This is a genomic window from Lysinibacillus sp. FSL L8-0312, from assembly GCF_038003285.1.
Taxonomy (GTDB): Bacteria; Bacillota; Bacilli; order Bacillales_A; family Planococcaceae; genus Lysinibacillus; species Lysinibacillus fusiformis_D.
On sequence record NZ_JBBOOV010000001.1, the window covers coordinates 3,640,367 to 3,654,762 of the forward strand.

Below are 14,396 nucleotides of genomic sequence, written 5' to 3' on the forward strand. Positions count from 1 at the left end.
GGAATAAGTTAAGAATACGAAAATTCTTGTTATAAGGTAAATGTTTTCATAAGTGCTCCCCCCACTTTTGAATATATAGAAGAAGAGTGGTCGCATAGCCAGTGACTGCTCTTCCAAAAAAACTGATGATAAAGGAGTGTTTAAAATGGGTAATATCTATAGTGCACAAAACATTGCATCCTATCTAATTTATGAGCTGAATGAAGGTCATGTCTTTGTCAACAATCAATCCATTCAACACTTACTTACATCAGTCGATAAAAAATGGAAGCAAGTCTTTGGTCATACAGCATTTCAAGAGTATGTTGTGGCTGAAGAGGAGGGCTATACTGTAAAGGAAGTTTTTGAGGCATATGAACATTACGGTGTGAGCCATATTGCACTTCCTGCAACAGAGCTTTACTTAAAATACGGTACATTTCAATTAGTGGAACGTACGTATGCAATACCAAATTTTACAGAAGAAGAAATTAGTCTTGTTCAACAAGCTTTAACACATTATCGTTATCAATTGCTTTCAAAAGCAAGTTGAAAACCCCCATATATTAAAGCTCATTCTCTGCTGCTACAGGGAATGAGTTTTTTCTTTAGAGGTCATTAAAATAGTAACAAGATGATGGGTGTCCAAGCATACATATATAATAGAAGAAAGACATTCATATATTTAAATGGAAATAGTCAATTTTTGTTCAAATCTTATAGATCAACTAAAAAAACGTATAATAAAGGGAATGAAACCGATTTCTTTTGCACATCTAGAGAAAACAAATGTCCTTCCTAGAAAGATTTTTCTTGTGCTAAGTATGTATTTGCGTTACAATTTTCTTTAAGATAAATTTAGAATTATTTGAATTTGTATGTGTTCCAACACATACTAAAATAGCGAAACTCGTACAAAGAAGAGTAATTGGCTAAAGCTTGCGGTGGGTGTCCAATTATCATGACACAACCCCATGGAGAAATTAGCTTTGATGAAACTGCGGAATGTAAGTTGGAGGGAATAACAGAAATGGCAACTATAAAGGCAGCGATTTTAGGATTTGGAACGGTGGGTCAAGGGATCTATCATATTTTAAATGAAAAGCGAGAAGAGCTAAAAAATAAATTAGGTATTGAATTAGAGGTAGCAAAGATTTTAGTGACAGATGCTAGTCGTGAACGTGTACCAGGTACAGCGCATTTAATGACGACGAGTATGGATGATGTCTTAGCAGAGCCAGGTATGCAGGTTGTGTTTGAAGCGATTGTAAATGAAGAGCCTGCATACAGTTATTTAAAAAGAGCAGTTGAGCATAAATGTCACGTTGTTACAGCCAACAAAGTGATGTTTGCTAAACGAGGCTTAGAGTTGCAGGATCTGGCAAAAGCAAATGGTGTTTTTGTAGGCTATGAGGCAACTACTGCAGGTGGCGTACCTGTTATTAAAACAATGAAAAATATTTTACTTGTTAATGATGTGAGCCGTATTCAAGGAGTCCTGAATGGCACATGTAATTATATTTTAACAAAAATGCGTGCACAAGGCTGGTCATTCGAAACAGCTTTAAAAGAGGCGCAAAGTTTAGGTTATGCCGAGGCGGATCCATATAATGATATTTCTGGTCAGGATGCCTTTAAAAAATTAATGATTTTAAGTGCTTTAGCTTTCGGAGAGCAACCAGATTGGGCTGATGTAGAAGTAATTGGTATCGATAGCATTTCGGCTGAACAAGTCCGTGAAGCGTGTGAAAACGGTCTGCGTTACCGCCATGTCGCTGAAGTGGAAAAAAGGGCTGACGGTAAAATTATCGCTAAAGTTGGTCCTCAACTGGTTGATAAAGAACATCCACTTTATCCCGTTGATGATGTGTTCAACGCGGTAGCGTTAGAGACTAACTATATTGGGACATTAACATTAGTTGGCCCTGGGGCAGGAATGTACCCAACTGCGAGTGTCATGGTAGAGGACTATGCTGAAATCATTGGGAAAAGAGCAGGATTTGTTGTGACAATCTAATAAACTTATTTTTTAAAATTACCCGCCACTCAACAATGTTCGATTGTATGAATGGTGGGTTTTTTTAATCTTCATCTTTCACATCTATATCTTCTGGAATAGGGGTAGAACGCCAAATTTCGATTTCCTCTTTAATACGTTCCAATTGTTTAAAATACGTGCTAAATTGGCCGCTATTGATTAGGGTTTGTTCTCCATCGTAAACAGAACGGATACGCCCCTCATAAACTAGACGCATAATTTGATCCTCAGGCATACCAAGATCAACAGCTGTCTCTGCAATTGTTTTGTACATACGATTCGCTCCTTTTACTGTATATATTATAACTTCCATTGTTGAGAAAGCATACTAGGCTAATTGAAAGAAAAAGTAAAAATGATAATTGTTTGATTTTGGATAAATATGTATTATTAGTATTAATGAAGTAATAAAGCGAGGATGAATTGATAAATGTTAAATCCGTTGTTGGTATTACTAGCAGCCATTCTATGGGGAATGACAGGAACAGCTCAAACATTTTTAAATCAAGGGGTATCTCCAATAGCAGTGGCCACTATTCGTTCTGCAATTGGTGGCGGTCTATTATTAGCCATTACCATTTCATTACGGAAAATTAACTTTCGAAAATGGTCATGGAAATGGACGATTTTAGCTGCAGCCAGTATTGCTCTTTTCCAGGGTCTTTTCTTTTCATCTATCCGTCTAACAGGAGTAGCCATTGGAACAGTTGCGACAATTGGTAGTGCACCAGTATTTTCTGGTGTTTTAGAATGGCTTATTTGGAAAACTCGTCCGACAGCGGTATGGGGACTTGCTACACTGATGGCGATTATCGGATGTCTTTTATTATTTATGAATAATGGAGACGAGTCTGTTCATATAGGTGGATTTGCACTAGCACTTTGTGCAGGTGTGTCCTTTGCATTTTATACAAACATTAGTAAAAAATTAATGGCACAGGAAGAGGCATTGCCAGCAGTCGCCATGACATTCTCTATTTGTACGTTATTTTTACTGCCGTTTTCTTTTGAAAATGGATTTGCTTGGTTAGGGAATACACATAACTTATGGACAATGCTATTCATGGGAATTATGTGTACAAGCGTGGCGTATTTATTGTTTTTAAATGGTCTGCAAAAAATTAGTTCATCCTCAGCTGTAACACTGTCATTAGCAGAGCCATTAACTGCTGCCATTCTTGGGGTGTTTTTCATTGGAGAACAATTAAGTATCGTGTCCTGGCTTGGTCTAGCAATGCTACTAGGTGGCATTGTTGTTTTAACCATAGGTGGAAGGAAAAAACGAAAACCTTAAGAAATTCTTCATTTTTATAATAGCTGGTTTTTAAGATTTGAAAGGTACACTGATATTTGAGAGCGAGGTGTATATCATGACGAAATTAACAGTTCTTGTTACAGATGACGATCAAGATATTCGTGATGGTATTGAAATTTATTTAAAAAATGAAGGCTATCATGTCATTAAAGCAGCAGACGGCCAAGATGCATTAGAAAAGCTAGAGAACAATGAAGTACATTTAATTATTTTAGATATCATGATGCCAAACATGGATGGCATTACAGCAACCTTTAAAATTAGGGAGGAGCGCAATATTCCAATTATTATGCTGAGTGCAAAGGCAGAGGATGGCGATAAAATACATGGGCTATCCGTTGGAGCTGATGATTATGTGACGAAGCCATTTCATCCATTAGAACTATTGGCACGAGTGAAATCGCAGTTGCGACGTTATGTGCAACTAGGGACGTATAGTGAAGGAGCGACAAAAGTGGAAATTGACGGACTTGTTCTTGATGAAGATGCAAAAGAGGTCATACTAGAAGGAGAACCTGTTCGACTAACTCCAATAGAATATAAAATCACGGAATTATTAATGAAAAATGTAGGGCGTGTTTTTTCGATACGTGAAATTTATGAACGTGTTTGGAATGAGGAGGCGTACAATGCTGAAAATATTGTAGCTGTTCACATTCGGAAGATACGTGAAAAAATTGAAGCAGATCCGAAAAATCCGCGCTATCTAAAGGTGGTATGGGGCGTTGGCTATAAAATGGAAAAATAAACTAGAGAAGTATATGACGATTGCAGGATTTATAGCAGGTGTTGTTGGGCTCATTTATTTTGGTGTTTATGCCTATCAAATCGTCGATTCTCGCTCCTCAGAGGTTTTGCAATTTTTGGAAAGAATTTTTTAGAGGAGTGTAAGAGGTATGATAAAAAAATGGAAATCCTCTCTAGTGTTAATGTGTTTCATTTGGACAATTTTTGGTATTTTTACTTTTTGGCATGTAGGTTATCAGTATATTGGTAAATCCTATTTCCAATCGGAAAATTTCCAGCATGAAATCGATAATTTCACAGCAGAACTAGGACCGTTAGTGTTAAATGTACCGAATGCCGCAGATTTTAAAGATGAAATAGAAATTACGCAATCAGAAATAGAAGATCATCGTAATTACTATGGTACATTGGGACAGCAAATCGATAATATTAAACAGCAATACGGACAGCGAATTCAAGAAGCAGTGGATGCCAATGCTGCAGAATTACAAATAAAGCTAGAGACTGAACGCGATAATAAGATTAAAGATATTACGGCAAACTTTGAAAATGATGAGCATGTGCGAAAGAAGATTCGTGCTGAAAAAGAAGCATTAATTGATAAATATATTAAGTCAGTACAAGCCGAAGCGAAAAGCTTTGGAAAAAACTATGACTACTGGTCCTATGAGTTGACGAATATTGAAACAGGTAAAATATACCGTGCAGGTGATGTTTCAGAAAGCAGTGCCTATAAAATAAAATATTCTGAGCGAAACCCATTATATGCAGGAAATATTAGTAATAATTTAAGGGATATTTTTTACAGTACAGAAGCATATGTGGATGTAGATAATTTTTATGAAACAGCTGAATATATGGGTGTCTTAACCATCTCGAAAAAAGCAGTTCAATCATTAGGCGTTATGCAGGATTATAATCGTTTTCACCGTAATCAATATACCTTTTTCTTTGTGTGGCTGACTAGTATAGTAACGGCAATCTTTGCATGGAGAGGTCGTAAGGTTGTACTACAAACTGTCACGAATATGAAGGAAAAAGAGATTTTAACTAAGGTAAAGTTTGACTTTCAGGTTATTCTAGTATTGATCACAGGATTTATGTATCTTTTTACTTCCCAAATTGTTTTTGAATCTATTGAATACACTTACGATTACAATTATCAATATAATTATGTACGGTCTATACTAGATTCTGCCTTTAAAATAGCTGTGTTATTCGTTATAGGCAGTGCTTTCTTTGTACAATTAATTTGGCTGTATACAAGAGTGGATACTTTGAAAAAGCTAGAAGAAAATATGAAATCAAGTTATTTATGGTCACTTGGCGATTCGATGACTGATTTATTTATCAATCGTTCTATTGCATTGCATTCATTGGTCATGTTAGCTGCAGCCTTCTTTGGGGGAGGTAGCCTTGTCGCTTCTATGTTAAGAGGAGGCGGTTTTCCAGTTCTTGTTCTTGCTATGTGTATGTTCGTAGGAATTCCTGCTCTGGTTGTTTTCCTATCAAGAATGGGTTATTTAAATCGCATTATGAAGGATACGAAGAATATGGCTGAAGGACGTTTAAACCGAGATGTGAAGGTAAAAGGCAAATCACCGCTTGCAGGTCATGCTGAAAATCTTAACCATTTACGAGAAGGTGTTCGTACGTCCATGCATGAGCAGGCGAAAAGTGAACGTTTGAAAACAGAGCTTATTACAAATGTGAGTCATGATTTACGTACGCCATTAACCTCTATTATTACGTATACGGATTTACTGAAAAAGCCCACTATTACAGACGAAGAACGTCAACAATACATTCAAATTCTCGATAAAAAATCTGAGCGTTTAAAAGTATTGATTGAAGACCTTTTTGAAGTGTCAAAAATGGCAAGTGGCAATATTGAACTCCATCGCAGTCGAGTAGATTTGACGCAGCTTATTCAGCAAGCGGTAGGGGAGCATAAAGAGGATTTGACACAGTCAAGCTTAGATTTACGTATGACGATGCCACACGATCCCATCTATGCATATGTGGACGGTCAAAAATGGTGGAGACTCATCGATAATTTAATTGTGAATGTCTTGAAATATGCGTTAGAAGGAACACGTGTATACGTGACGTTGAAACGTACGGCAGATGGTGATGCTGAATTTACAGTGAAAAATGTTGCGAAATATGAAATCAGTGAGGATGCCGAGGAATTATTTGAACGCTTTAAACGTGCAGATGCTTCAAGACATACAGAGGGCTCAGGACTTGGATTAGCGATTGCACAATCTATTGTCGACTTACATGGGGCAAGAATGAGTATTGATGTAGATGGCGATCTATTTAAAGTAATTGTTCGAATTCCAGCAGTATAATGGAAAGATGGCGGCAGAAATTTGCCGCCATCTTTTTATAAGCCTAAATTTTTGGCGATAATGACTTTCATCACTTCGTTGGTACCAGCATAGATGGACATAACAGGTATATCTCTATACCTTCTAGCAATTTTATATTCCTCCATATAGCCATAGCCACCATGCAATTGCATACATTGCGTGGCAAGCTCACGTGCATTTTCTGTGATCCAGTATTTTGCCATAGATACTTTTGTCACAACCTCTTTCCCAGCAATATGCTCTTCAATCAAGGATTCTAAAAATGATTTTCCAAGCTCAATTTTAGTAGCCATTTCAGCAATTTTAAATTTTGTATTTTGGAAGTCGCCAATTGTTTTACCAAAGGCTTGACGTGATTTTACATAGTCTAATGTCAAGGTAAGCATATCCTCTGCGGCTGTTTGTGCAGCAATCGCTACTGCTAATCGCTCTTGCTGTAGCTTTTCCATCATATAGTGAAAACCTTTGCCTTCTTCTCCAAGTAGGTTTTGCACAGGCACTCGGCAATCTTCAAAATAGAGTTCTGCCGTATCTTGGGCATGCATCCCAACCTTTTCGAGCTGTCTTCCTTTTGTAAAGCCAGGTGTACCTTCTTCAATGACAAGTAGACTGATGCCGCGATGCTTTTTCTCCACCTGTGGATTTGTTTTCACTGCAACAATGGCTAAGTTTGTATGAATGCCATTAGTGATAAAGGTTTTTTGTCCATTGACAATGTAAAAGTCACCATCGCGGATCGCGGTTGTTTGTATATTTGCCAAGTCTGAACCTGTACCAGGCTCAGTCATCGCAATCGCAGTGATATAGTCGCCTGAAATACATTTAGGCAGCCAGCGAGATTTTTGTTCATGTGTACCATAAGCCTCGATATAAGGTACGGCAATATCATTATGCAGTCCAATCCCAATAAGACTTGAACCTATACGTTCTAGCTCCTCTTGAATAATAACACCGAAGCTGAAATCCAGACCAAGCCCGCCATACTGCTCCTCGACCTGTGGGCAAAGGTAGCCCATCTCACCGAGCTTGCGCCAAAAGGAAAGTGGAATTAGATGGTCTTTTTCCCATTGAATATAATGTGGCTCAGCTTCTTCAGCTAAAAACTTACGGAAGGTTTTACGAAATAACTCATGCTCTATTGTTTCAAATTTATAACGTGTCATTCGAAATAGCACCCCTTTTTGCTCGTAAATGCGTAAATTTTCTCGTTCATCTATTATGTTACTGGAAGATTTGTAGAAATTAAAGTGGCTTTTAGTGTGAAAATGACGAAAATGTCATCTAAATATGGTGGAATGTCATGTAGAACGAGAGAATCGAAGGAAATAAAAAGGTAAACTTATAGTTGTCATCTGTAATCAGTTCCTATTTTCAGATAGAAGATTATTCAAGGGCTTCAAGCAATATGATTGTTAAGTATAATGATATAATCAACTAAATTATAGAAGAAAGTAGAGGACTAGGTTATGCCAAAAGTAATCGGTGGTATACTTTTAATTAGTATTTATAGTGCGTTGACTTTCTATTTAGGGTGGGGAGTAAAGCAGTGGCTTGTAGCGATGGGATGGTTCCGTTATCCAGTCCTATTTTGGCTGATCCTGTATATTGTTGCTTTTAGTATTATTATCGGAAGATTACATGAGTCTTTACGGTTTTTTTCGGTCATCAGTAATTACTGGATGTTTCTCTTTGAATACGGCTTATTACTGTGTTTAGCTTCACAATTGATTGTTTGGTTAACTCCCTTTAAAAATGTACAAATAATTGGTAGTATAGCAGTTGCTGTCCTAGTTTTGTTAAGTATCATCGGCTCTTATTTAGCTTATTCACCAGTAGTTCGTCATTTAGAAATAACGGTAGCCAAAAAGGAAAGTGAACTAGAATCACTGAGAGCTGTTGTGGCATCTGATTTTCATTTAGGGGTATTATCGCATAAAAGGCATTTGCAACGATTTGTAAACTTGGCAAATGAAGCGCAGCCAGATATTGTATTGTTAGCTGGCGATATCGTGGATGATGATCCAAAATGGTTTGTTCAAGAGGGCATGGCGGATGTCATGAAAGGATTAACATCTACATATGGAACGTATGGGATATTGGGTAACCATGAATATTACGGTAAAAAAATTCCTGAGTTTGTAAAGGAAATGGAAAATGCCAATGTGAAAATACTGCTAGATGAAACAATTCGTATAGAAGATGCGTTTGTATTAACAGGGCAAGAGGATAGGACGAATAAAGAAAGAAAAACACTTGAAGAATTAAAGGTATCTGATAACTTGCCATGGCTTGTGATGAACCATACACCCGATGACTTGGTAACACCAACGGCAATGGGGGTTGATTTACATATGTCAGGTCATACACATAAGGGTCAGCTATGGCCAAACCAGTATATAACGGCTCGGGTATTTGAACTGGACTATGGTTATAAGTTGAAGGAGCATATGCATACACTTGTTTCATCAGGCTATGGCTTCTGGGGACCACCGATGCGAATTGGTAGTAGATCAGAGCTTTGGGTAGTGGATATAAACTTTCAATAGTGTGTGGTAATCTTGAAATGAGCTACCTAGGTGAAATGACAGTAGTATATGAAAACGTAGTATCTTATAATAGGTGGGTATTTGATTAAAAAAGGTAAGGTGACATGGTGGAAATTATAGAATTATTAAAAGCGTTAATATTAGGCTTTGTCGAAGGTATGACGGAATTCGCACCAGTATCTTCTACGGGTCATATGATTATCGTGGATGATATGTGGTTAAAGACAGAGGAGTTTTTGGGAAAATATCCTGCTAACACATTTAAAATTGTTGTGCAGCTCGGCTCCATTTTAGCGGTTATCGTAGTGATGTGGAAACGTATGCTAAGCTTAGTTGGCTTATATAATATTGACGGTCAATCAAAATCCATAAACGGCCGTTTTAACTTATTGCATGTTATTGTTGGGATGCTGCCAGCAGTTGTTTTAGGTTTTGCGTTTAAAGATTTTATAGACGACCATTTATTTAAAGTAGAACATGTAGTTTATGCTTTAGTGGCAGGAGCAATTCTAATGATTGCTGCGGATAAATTGGCACCAAGAAAACCAAAAGTAGATTCTTTAGACAAGATATCCTATGGTTTAGCATTTAAAGTTGGGTTAGTTCAATGTCTATCTTTATGGCCAGGTTTTTCTCGTTCAGGTGCGACTATTTCAGGTGGGGTACTCTTTGGTATGAGTCACCGTGTTGCAGCCGATTTTACATTCATTATGGCAGTGCCAATCATGGCAGGGGCTAGTCTAGTATCCGTTCTGAAAAACTGGGATACTTTATCGATGGACTATTTTGGATTCTATGCAGTTGGATTTATTAGTTCATTTATCTTTGCCTTACTATCCATCAAGTTTTTCCTAGCACTTATTTCAAAGGTGAAGTTAATGCCTTTTGCGATTTATCGTTTAGTTTTAGCCGCAGTTCTTTGTGTAATTATTTTTATGTAAATAAAAAAGGTCACTCTTGGTCCTGCACCCCTAAAGTTAGAGTCAAAAATCTAAACTTTAGGGGTGCAGGACTCTTCTTTGATAAGAAGCAGTGGCTTTTTTTATTACTCCAGCCATCATTTTTTTGAAAAATGAGTAAAATAGTTATAAAGACTTATTGAATAGTACAAATGTATAGAGGATTATAATGATAATAGCTATCATTTACCTCTTTATTATTCATTTGTTTATTTTGAGATTATAATTGATACATAGAATGTCCAAATATTTGTTGTTATTGAATAGCATTTAGGATAATAGACTTAGTTCGGTATATGATTATAATATGAGGTGGAGAAAATGTTTCAAATTGTAAATAGATCTAAGAAAAATACAATTGAAATTAGTGATGAAGCAGCTGTCGGTATTTTTATTGAAGAGCCAGAACGTTTATTTCAGTTAAATCTTGTAGGATTAAGTGTATACGACCTTCAATTGATTAAAAGCTTAAAGCCTTATGTGGAAAGAAACGTTGTTGAGGTGGTTGGTGCATTTTATCATGCTATTGAAAGCGTGCCCTCTTTACAGGCTGTGATACAAAAGCATAGTTCTAGCGAGCGCTTACGGCAAACATTACGCCATCATATTATTGAAATGTTTGAGGGGCGTATAGATGAAGCTTTTTTAGAGAAGCGAAGCCGTGTGGCAAAGATGCATGTGAAGATTAATCTCTATCCTAAATGGTATTTAGCAGCCTTTTACATTCTTGAAAAATCACTACGTAAAATTATTTATGAGCTTCGACTATCTAAAGACGAGGAAGAGAAATTTTGTGATGCTGTTAGTAAAATATGTAATTTCGAGCAGCAAATTGTTTTGGAAGAATACGATAACTATGCCAGTATATTAATAGAGAAACAACGCAATAGCGTTAGGGAGCATGTAAAGGATGTCATAGGCGGCATTTCAACACAGTTGGAGGTTCAATCTCAAAATACGACTGAAACAGTAACACAACTTGTTTATAGTGCACAGCATGTCAATGATTCTTTGACAGATAGTATGCAAGAGGCACAATCTATGCAAAAGGTGTCTAGTGAAGGTTATACTAAAATTGTATCTATCAATGAGCAAACTGGAAAAATTCATCATAAAACAGTTGAGATGGCTAATATGGTGGAGCAGTTAGATGCCTCTTCTTCCAAAATTAATGCAGTTGTAGAAATTGTGAAAAGCATCTCAGGGCAAACCAATTTACTTGCGCTGAACTCTGCAATTGAAGCAGCACGTGCTGGCGAACATGGTAAGGGCTTCGCAGTCGTTGCAAATGAAGTAGGTAAGCTTGCTGATCAAACGAAAAGCTCAGTCGAACAAATAGCTGAACTAATTATGATGTCGAACGGTATTACAACACAGGTGGTCCAAGCCATTCAGGATATACAGCAACTCGTGAATAGTAGTATTGAACGCAATGCCGAGTCGCTAAAAGCATTTGATGCGATTTCTGGTTCTGTGGAAGATTCTATCTCTAACTTTCAAAATGTTGGTAGTCAAATAGCTGAATTAGTAAAGATTATTGAAACTATTGGTGAATCTTCTGGAGCATTAGAGAAAGTGGCCAATCGCTTAAATACAACAATTAGAGAATTTTAATAGTGTTGATGTCAACGGCAGAAAAAGTAAGTTTGAAAGGCGAGGGGTTAATTTCCGTTCTGCCAGCGTCTCAGCTGTGACGCTAAATCCCTAGGAGTGACGCTGGCTCCACTCCAATCAACCATGCGCAAAAGAGTCTTTTCCTAATCTTTCATACGAGCCTTAGTGAACAAAATAGCTCTTTATTTGTATGATTAGAGTAAGGATAGGCTTTTATTTTCAATGTGGAGAAGCGATGAGTGACAACACCCCTCCATAAAGAGTAGTGAATACTTCCACTTTAGTTGAAAACCTTTGCTCAAAAGAAATATTTTTATTGATTGGGCTACTTGATTCCCATGGGGTAGTACTCGCTTACAGAATGCAAGTAGCCTACAATGGAACTTTCACAAAAATGTTATTGAAGGTTTTGTTTTCCAACATTATGAAAAACTATGCATCCAATCTATGCATAGTTTTTTTCGTGCTGTGGATTAGGATAGAATGATGTATTACACGGATAAACTAAAAATGAGGCTGATGAATTAGCTAATAACTATCAGTTATGGAAGGATACAGACTAGAAAACCCTAGAAAATGCTTGTTTTAAGTGTTACGCTATAGGCGAATTAGGGAAATGAGTAGAGGGGTGTTTTTGGAGCATGAAAAAGAAATTATTTATAACACGTAAATTTCCTACACATATTGTTGAACCATTACAGGAGTTTTATGAAATCTCGCAGTGGGAAGAAGAAGACCTGGTTATTCCACGAGACAAATTGCTAGCAGCTGTCGCTGACTGTGAGGTGCTATGGGTAACGATAGCCGATCAAGTAGATGAAGAGTTACTTTCACATGCACCCAATTTGAAATTAGTTACCAATTTAGCAGTTGGCTATAATAATATTGATGTGAAAGCTTTACGGAAACAAGGCATTATGGCGACAAATACACCAGGTGTCTTAACCAATACGACTGCGGATTTAGTATTTGGCTTACTGCTTGCAACTGCACGTAGAATTCCAGAAAGTGAAAGATATTTACGTGAAGGCAAATGGAACAGCTGGTATCCAATGCAACTGGTTGGTAAGGATGTATCAGGAGCAACAATAGGAATTATTGGCATGGGGCGAATTGGCCAAGCTGTTGCTAGAAGAGCAAAAGGTTTTGATATGAAAATCTTATATAATAATCGCAGACGTCGGCATGAAGCGGAAGAAATGTATGGCTTCCAGTATGTTTCATTGGAAGACCTTTTAAAGCAATCTGATTTTGTTGTGATTATGACACCTTATAATACTGATACGGAAGGACTCATTGGGGCACAGGAACTAGCTTTGATGAAGGAAGATGCTGTATTAATAAATGCTTCCCGTGGTGGGATCATTGATGAGGCTGCCCTGTATGATGCTTTGAAAAATGGTAAGCTGTGGGCTGCGGGGCTAGATGTTTTTGAACAAGAGCCGATTGCTATGAATCATCCTTTATTAACTCTTCCAAATGTAGTAGCACTTCCACATATCGGTAGCGCTTCGTTAGCAACGAGAACGGCCATGCTGATGCTAAATGTGAAAGCATTAACGGCTTATGGACAAGGCAAGGCAATCTCCAATCGAATTGATTAAAAAAGAGGAGCATATCATTTGCTGACATGCTACACATTGAAAAAAGACTAGAAAAAACTTTTTAGTAAGCTGTGGGATTGATTTCCGTTCCTCCAGTGTCCTTTCAGGGCGTCCGTTAGCCGCTTCACTCACCACGTTTGCTCTAAATTGTTCTTTCAAGAAGTCGAATAATTTCTTAATAACAAAACATGACAAATAGAAAAACCGAACTATTCCGAAACACTTTATAAGTGTTTCATTGGATAGTTCGGTATTTTTGTTGGTTGAAACATTTTTTGTTCCAGCCTTATGTTTTCTTATTTATTGAATAAATCGAATATGCCACCGATGCCGCCTTCACCTTTAGATTGACCGCCCCCTCCTTGCGAAATAGGTGCTGCTGCAAAGACACGACTTGCTAAACGGCTAAATGGTAATGATTGTACCCACACAGTCCCTGGGCCGCGTAGTGTAGCAAAGAAGATCCCTTCTCCACCAAATAGTGCAGTTTTTACGCCTCCAACCATCTCGATATTGTAATCTACATTTGATGTCATCGCCACCAAACATCCTGTATCTACACGTAGCACTTCTCCCGGCTGTAACGTTTTTTCGTGAATCGCTCCACCTGCATGTACAAATGCCATACCGTCTCCCTCAAGCTTTTGCATAATAAAGCCTTCACCGCCGAAGAAGCCTACACCGATTTTTTTCTGAAACTCAACGCCAACAGAAACACCTTTAGCTGCTGCTAAGAATGCATCCTTTTGACAAATGATTTTACCGTTCAATTGGCTTAAATCCATTGGAATAATCTTACCTGGGTATGGTGAAGCGAAATAAACATGCTTTTTACCTGCACCAACATTTGTGAATGTCGTCATGAATAAACTTTCACCAGTAATTAGTCGTTTTCCAGCACCAAATAATTTCCCCATTAGACCACTTTGTGAGCTACCTCGTGAGCCATCACCAAAAATAGTTTCCATATGGATCGAGTCATCCATCATCATTAAAGCTCCTGCTTCTGCAACAACTGTTTCTTGAGGATCAAGCTCAACTTGCACATATTGCATGTCGTCACCAAATAACTTGTAGTCAATTTCATGATTATTCATAAAGGGATTCCTCCAAAAGTAAATTTAATGATATTGTATACGATTATAAATCACATTAGTTTCAATAGGAAATTAAATATTTTAGAAAAAAAGGGAATTAGCTAGAAAATGTCGAATATAAA

12 protein-coding genes are annotated in these 14,396 nt (G+C 37.4%); 9 read left to right on the forward strand and 3 right to left on the reverse strand.

What is annotated here, in order from left to right; translation table 11 throughout:
- Positions 1 to 145 precede the first annotated feature (145 nt).
- Together MHI22_RS18440 and MHI22_RS18445 are read left to right on the forward strand one after the other, a co-directional pair.
- Positions 146 to 532 carry a hypothetical protein gene (locus MHI22_RS18440; protein ID WP_141905157.1) on the forward strand — a complete coding sequence of 129 codons (387 nt, stop codon included), beginning with the start codon at positions 146 to 148 and terminating at the stop codon, positions 530 to 532.
- A gap of 477 nt (positions 533 to 1,009) precedes the next feature.
- Entirely contained in the window at positions 1,010 to 1,996 is a 987-nt protein-coding gene (locus tag MHI22_RS18445) for a homoserine dehydrogenase (RefSeq protein WP_036117793.1), read from the forward strand.
- Between the two features lie 64 nt (positions 1,997 to 2,060).
- Here MHI22_RS18445 and MHI22_RS18450 read toward each other — a convergent pair whose 3' ends face one another.
- Positions 2,061 to 2,291, reverse strand: a complete 231-nt coding sequence (locus MHI22_RS18450) for an excisionase (protein ID WP_036117751.1) — start codon at positions 2,289 to 2,291, stop codon at positions 2,061 to 2,063.
- 156 nt (positions 2,292 to 2,447) lie between these two features.
- Between MHI22_RS18450 and MHI22_RS18455 the strand changes: the two genes are divergently transcribed.
- The 3 genes from MHI22_RS18455 (at position 2,448) to MHI22_RS18465 (ending at position 6,433) form a co-directional block, all read left to right on the forward strand.
- The gene (locus MHI22_RS18455; protein WP_036117748.1) at positions 2,448 to 3,311 is read left to right on the forward strand and encodes a DMT family transporter; all 864 of its coding nucleotides are present in this window, start codon (positions 2,448 to 2,450) and stop codon (positions 3,309 to 3,311) included.
- A gap of 76 nt (positions 3,312 to 3,387) precedes the next feature.
- Positions 3,388 to 4,080: a response regulator transcription factor gene (locus MHI22_RS18460; RefSeq protein WP_036117745.1), complete on the forward strand. Its 693-nt coding sequence runs from the start codon at positions 3,388 to 3,390 to the stop codon at positions 4,078 to 4,080.
- A 148-nt stretch (positions 4,081 to 4,228) separates the two neighbouring features.
- Positions 4,229 to 6,433 carry a sensor histidine kinase gene (locus MHI22_RS18465; RefSeq protein WP_058844779.1) on the forward strand — a complete coding sequence of 735 codons (2,205 nt, stop codon included), beginning with the start codon at positions 4,229 to 4,231 and terminating at the stop codon, positions 6,431 to 6,433.
- A gap of 35 nt (positions 6,434 to 6,468) precedes the next feature.
- Here MHI22_RS18465 and MHI22_RS18470 read toward each other — a convergent pair whose 3' ends face one another.
- Positions 6,469 to 7,617, reverse strand: a complete 1,149-nt coding sequence (locus tag MHI22_RS18470) for an acyl-CoA dehydrogenase family protein (RefSeq protein ID WP_058844778.1) — start codon at positions 7,615 to 7,617, stop codon at positions 6,469 to 6,471.
- 303 nt (positions 7,618 to 7,920) lie between these two features.
- Here MHI22_RS18470 and MHI22_RS18475 point away from each other — a divergent pair, with 303 nt between their 5' ends.
- The 4 genes from MHI22_RS18475 to MHI22_RS18490 all read left to right on the forward strand — a co-directional run bounded on the left by MHI22_RS18475 (position 7,921) and on the right by MHI22_RS18490 (position 13,177).
- Positions 7,921 to 9,000, forward strand: coding sequence for a metallophosphoesterase (locus MHI22_RS18475; RefSeq protein WP_058844777.1), 1,080 nt, complete (start codon positions 7,921 to 7,923; stop codon positions 8,998 to 9,000).
- Positions 9,001 to 9,104: 104 nt separating this feature from the next.
- Entirely contained in the window at positions 9,105 to 9,941 is an 837-nt protein-coding gene (locus MHI22_RS18480; RefSeq protein WP_170829842.1) for an undecaprenyl-diphosphate phosphatase, read from the forward strand.
- Between the two features lie 339 nt (positions 9,942 to 10,280).
- Positions 10,281 to 11,573: a globin-coupled sensor protein gene (locus tag MHI22_RS18485; RefSeq protein WP_036117732.1), complete on the forward strand. Its 1,293-nt coding sequence runs from the start codon at positions 10,281 to 10,283 to the stop codon at positions 11,571 to 11,573.
- A gap of 641 nt (positions 11,574 to 12,214) precedes the next feature.
- Positions 12,215 to 13,177 carry a 2-hydroxyacid dehydrogenase gene (locus MHI22_RS18490; protein ID WP_058844775.1) on the forward strand — a complete coding sequence of 321 codons (963 nt, stop codon included), beginning with the start codon at positions 12,215 to 12,217 and terminating at the stop codon, positions 13,175 to 13,177.
- A gap of 296 nt (positions 13,178 to 13,473) precedes the next feature.
- Here MHI22_RS18490 and MHI22_RS18495 read toward each other — a convergent pair whose 3' ends face one another.
- Positions 13,474 to 14,274 carry a TIGR00266 family protein gene (locus MHI22_RS18495; protein WP_089933090.1) on the reverse strand — a complete coding sequence of 267 codons (801 nt, stop codon included), beginning with the start codon at positions 14,272 to 14,274 and terminating at the stop codon, positions 13,474 to 13,476.
- Between the last annotated feature and the right edge of the window lie 122 nt (positions 14,275 to 14,396).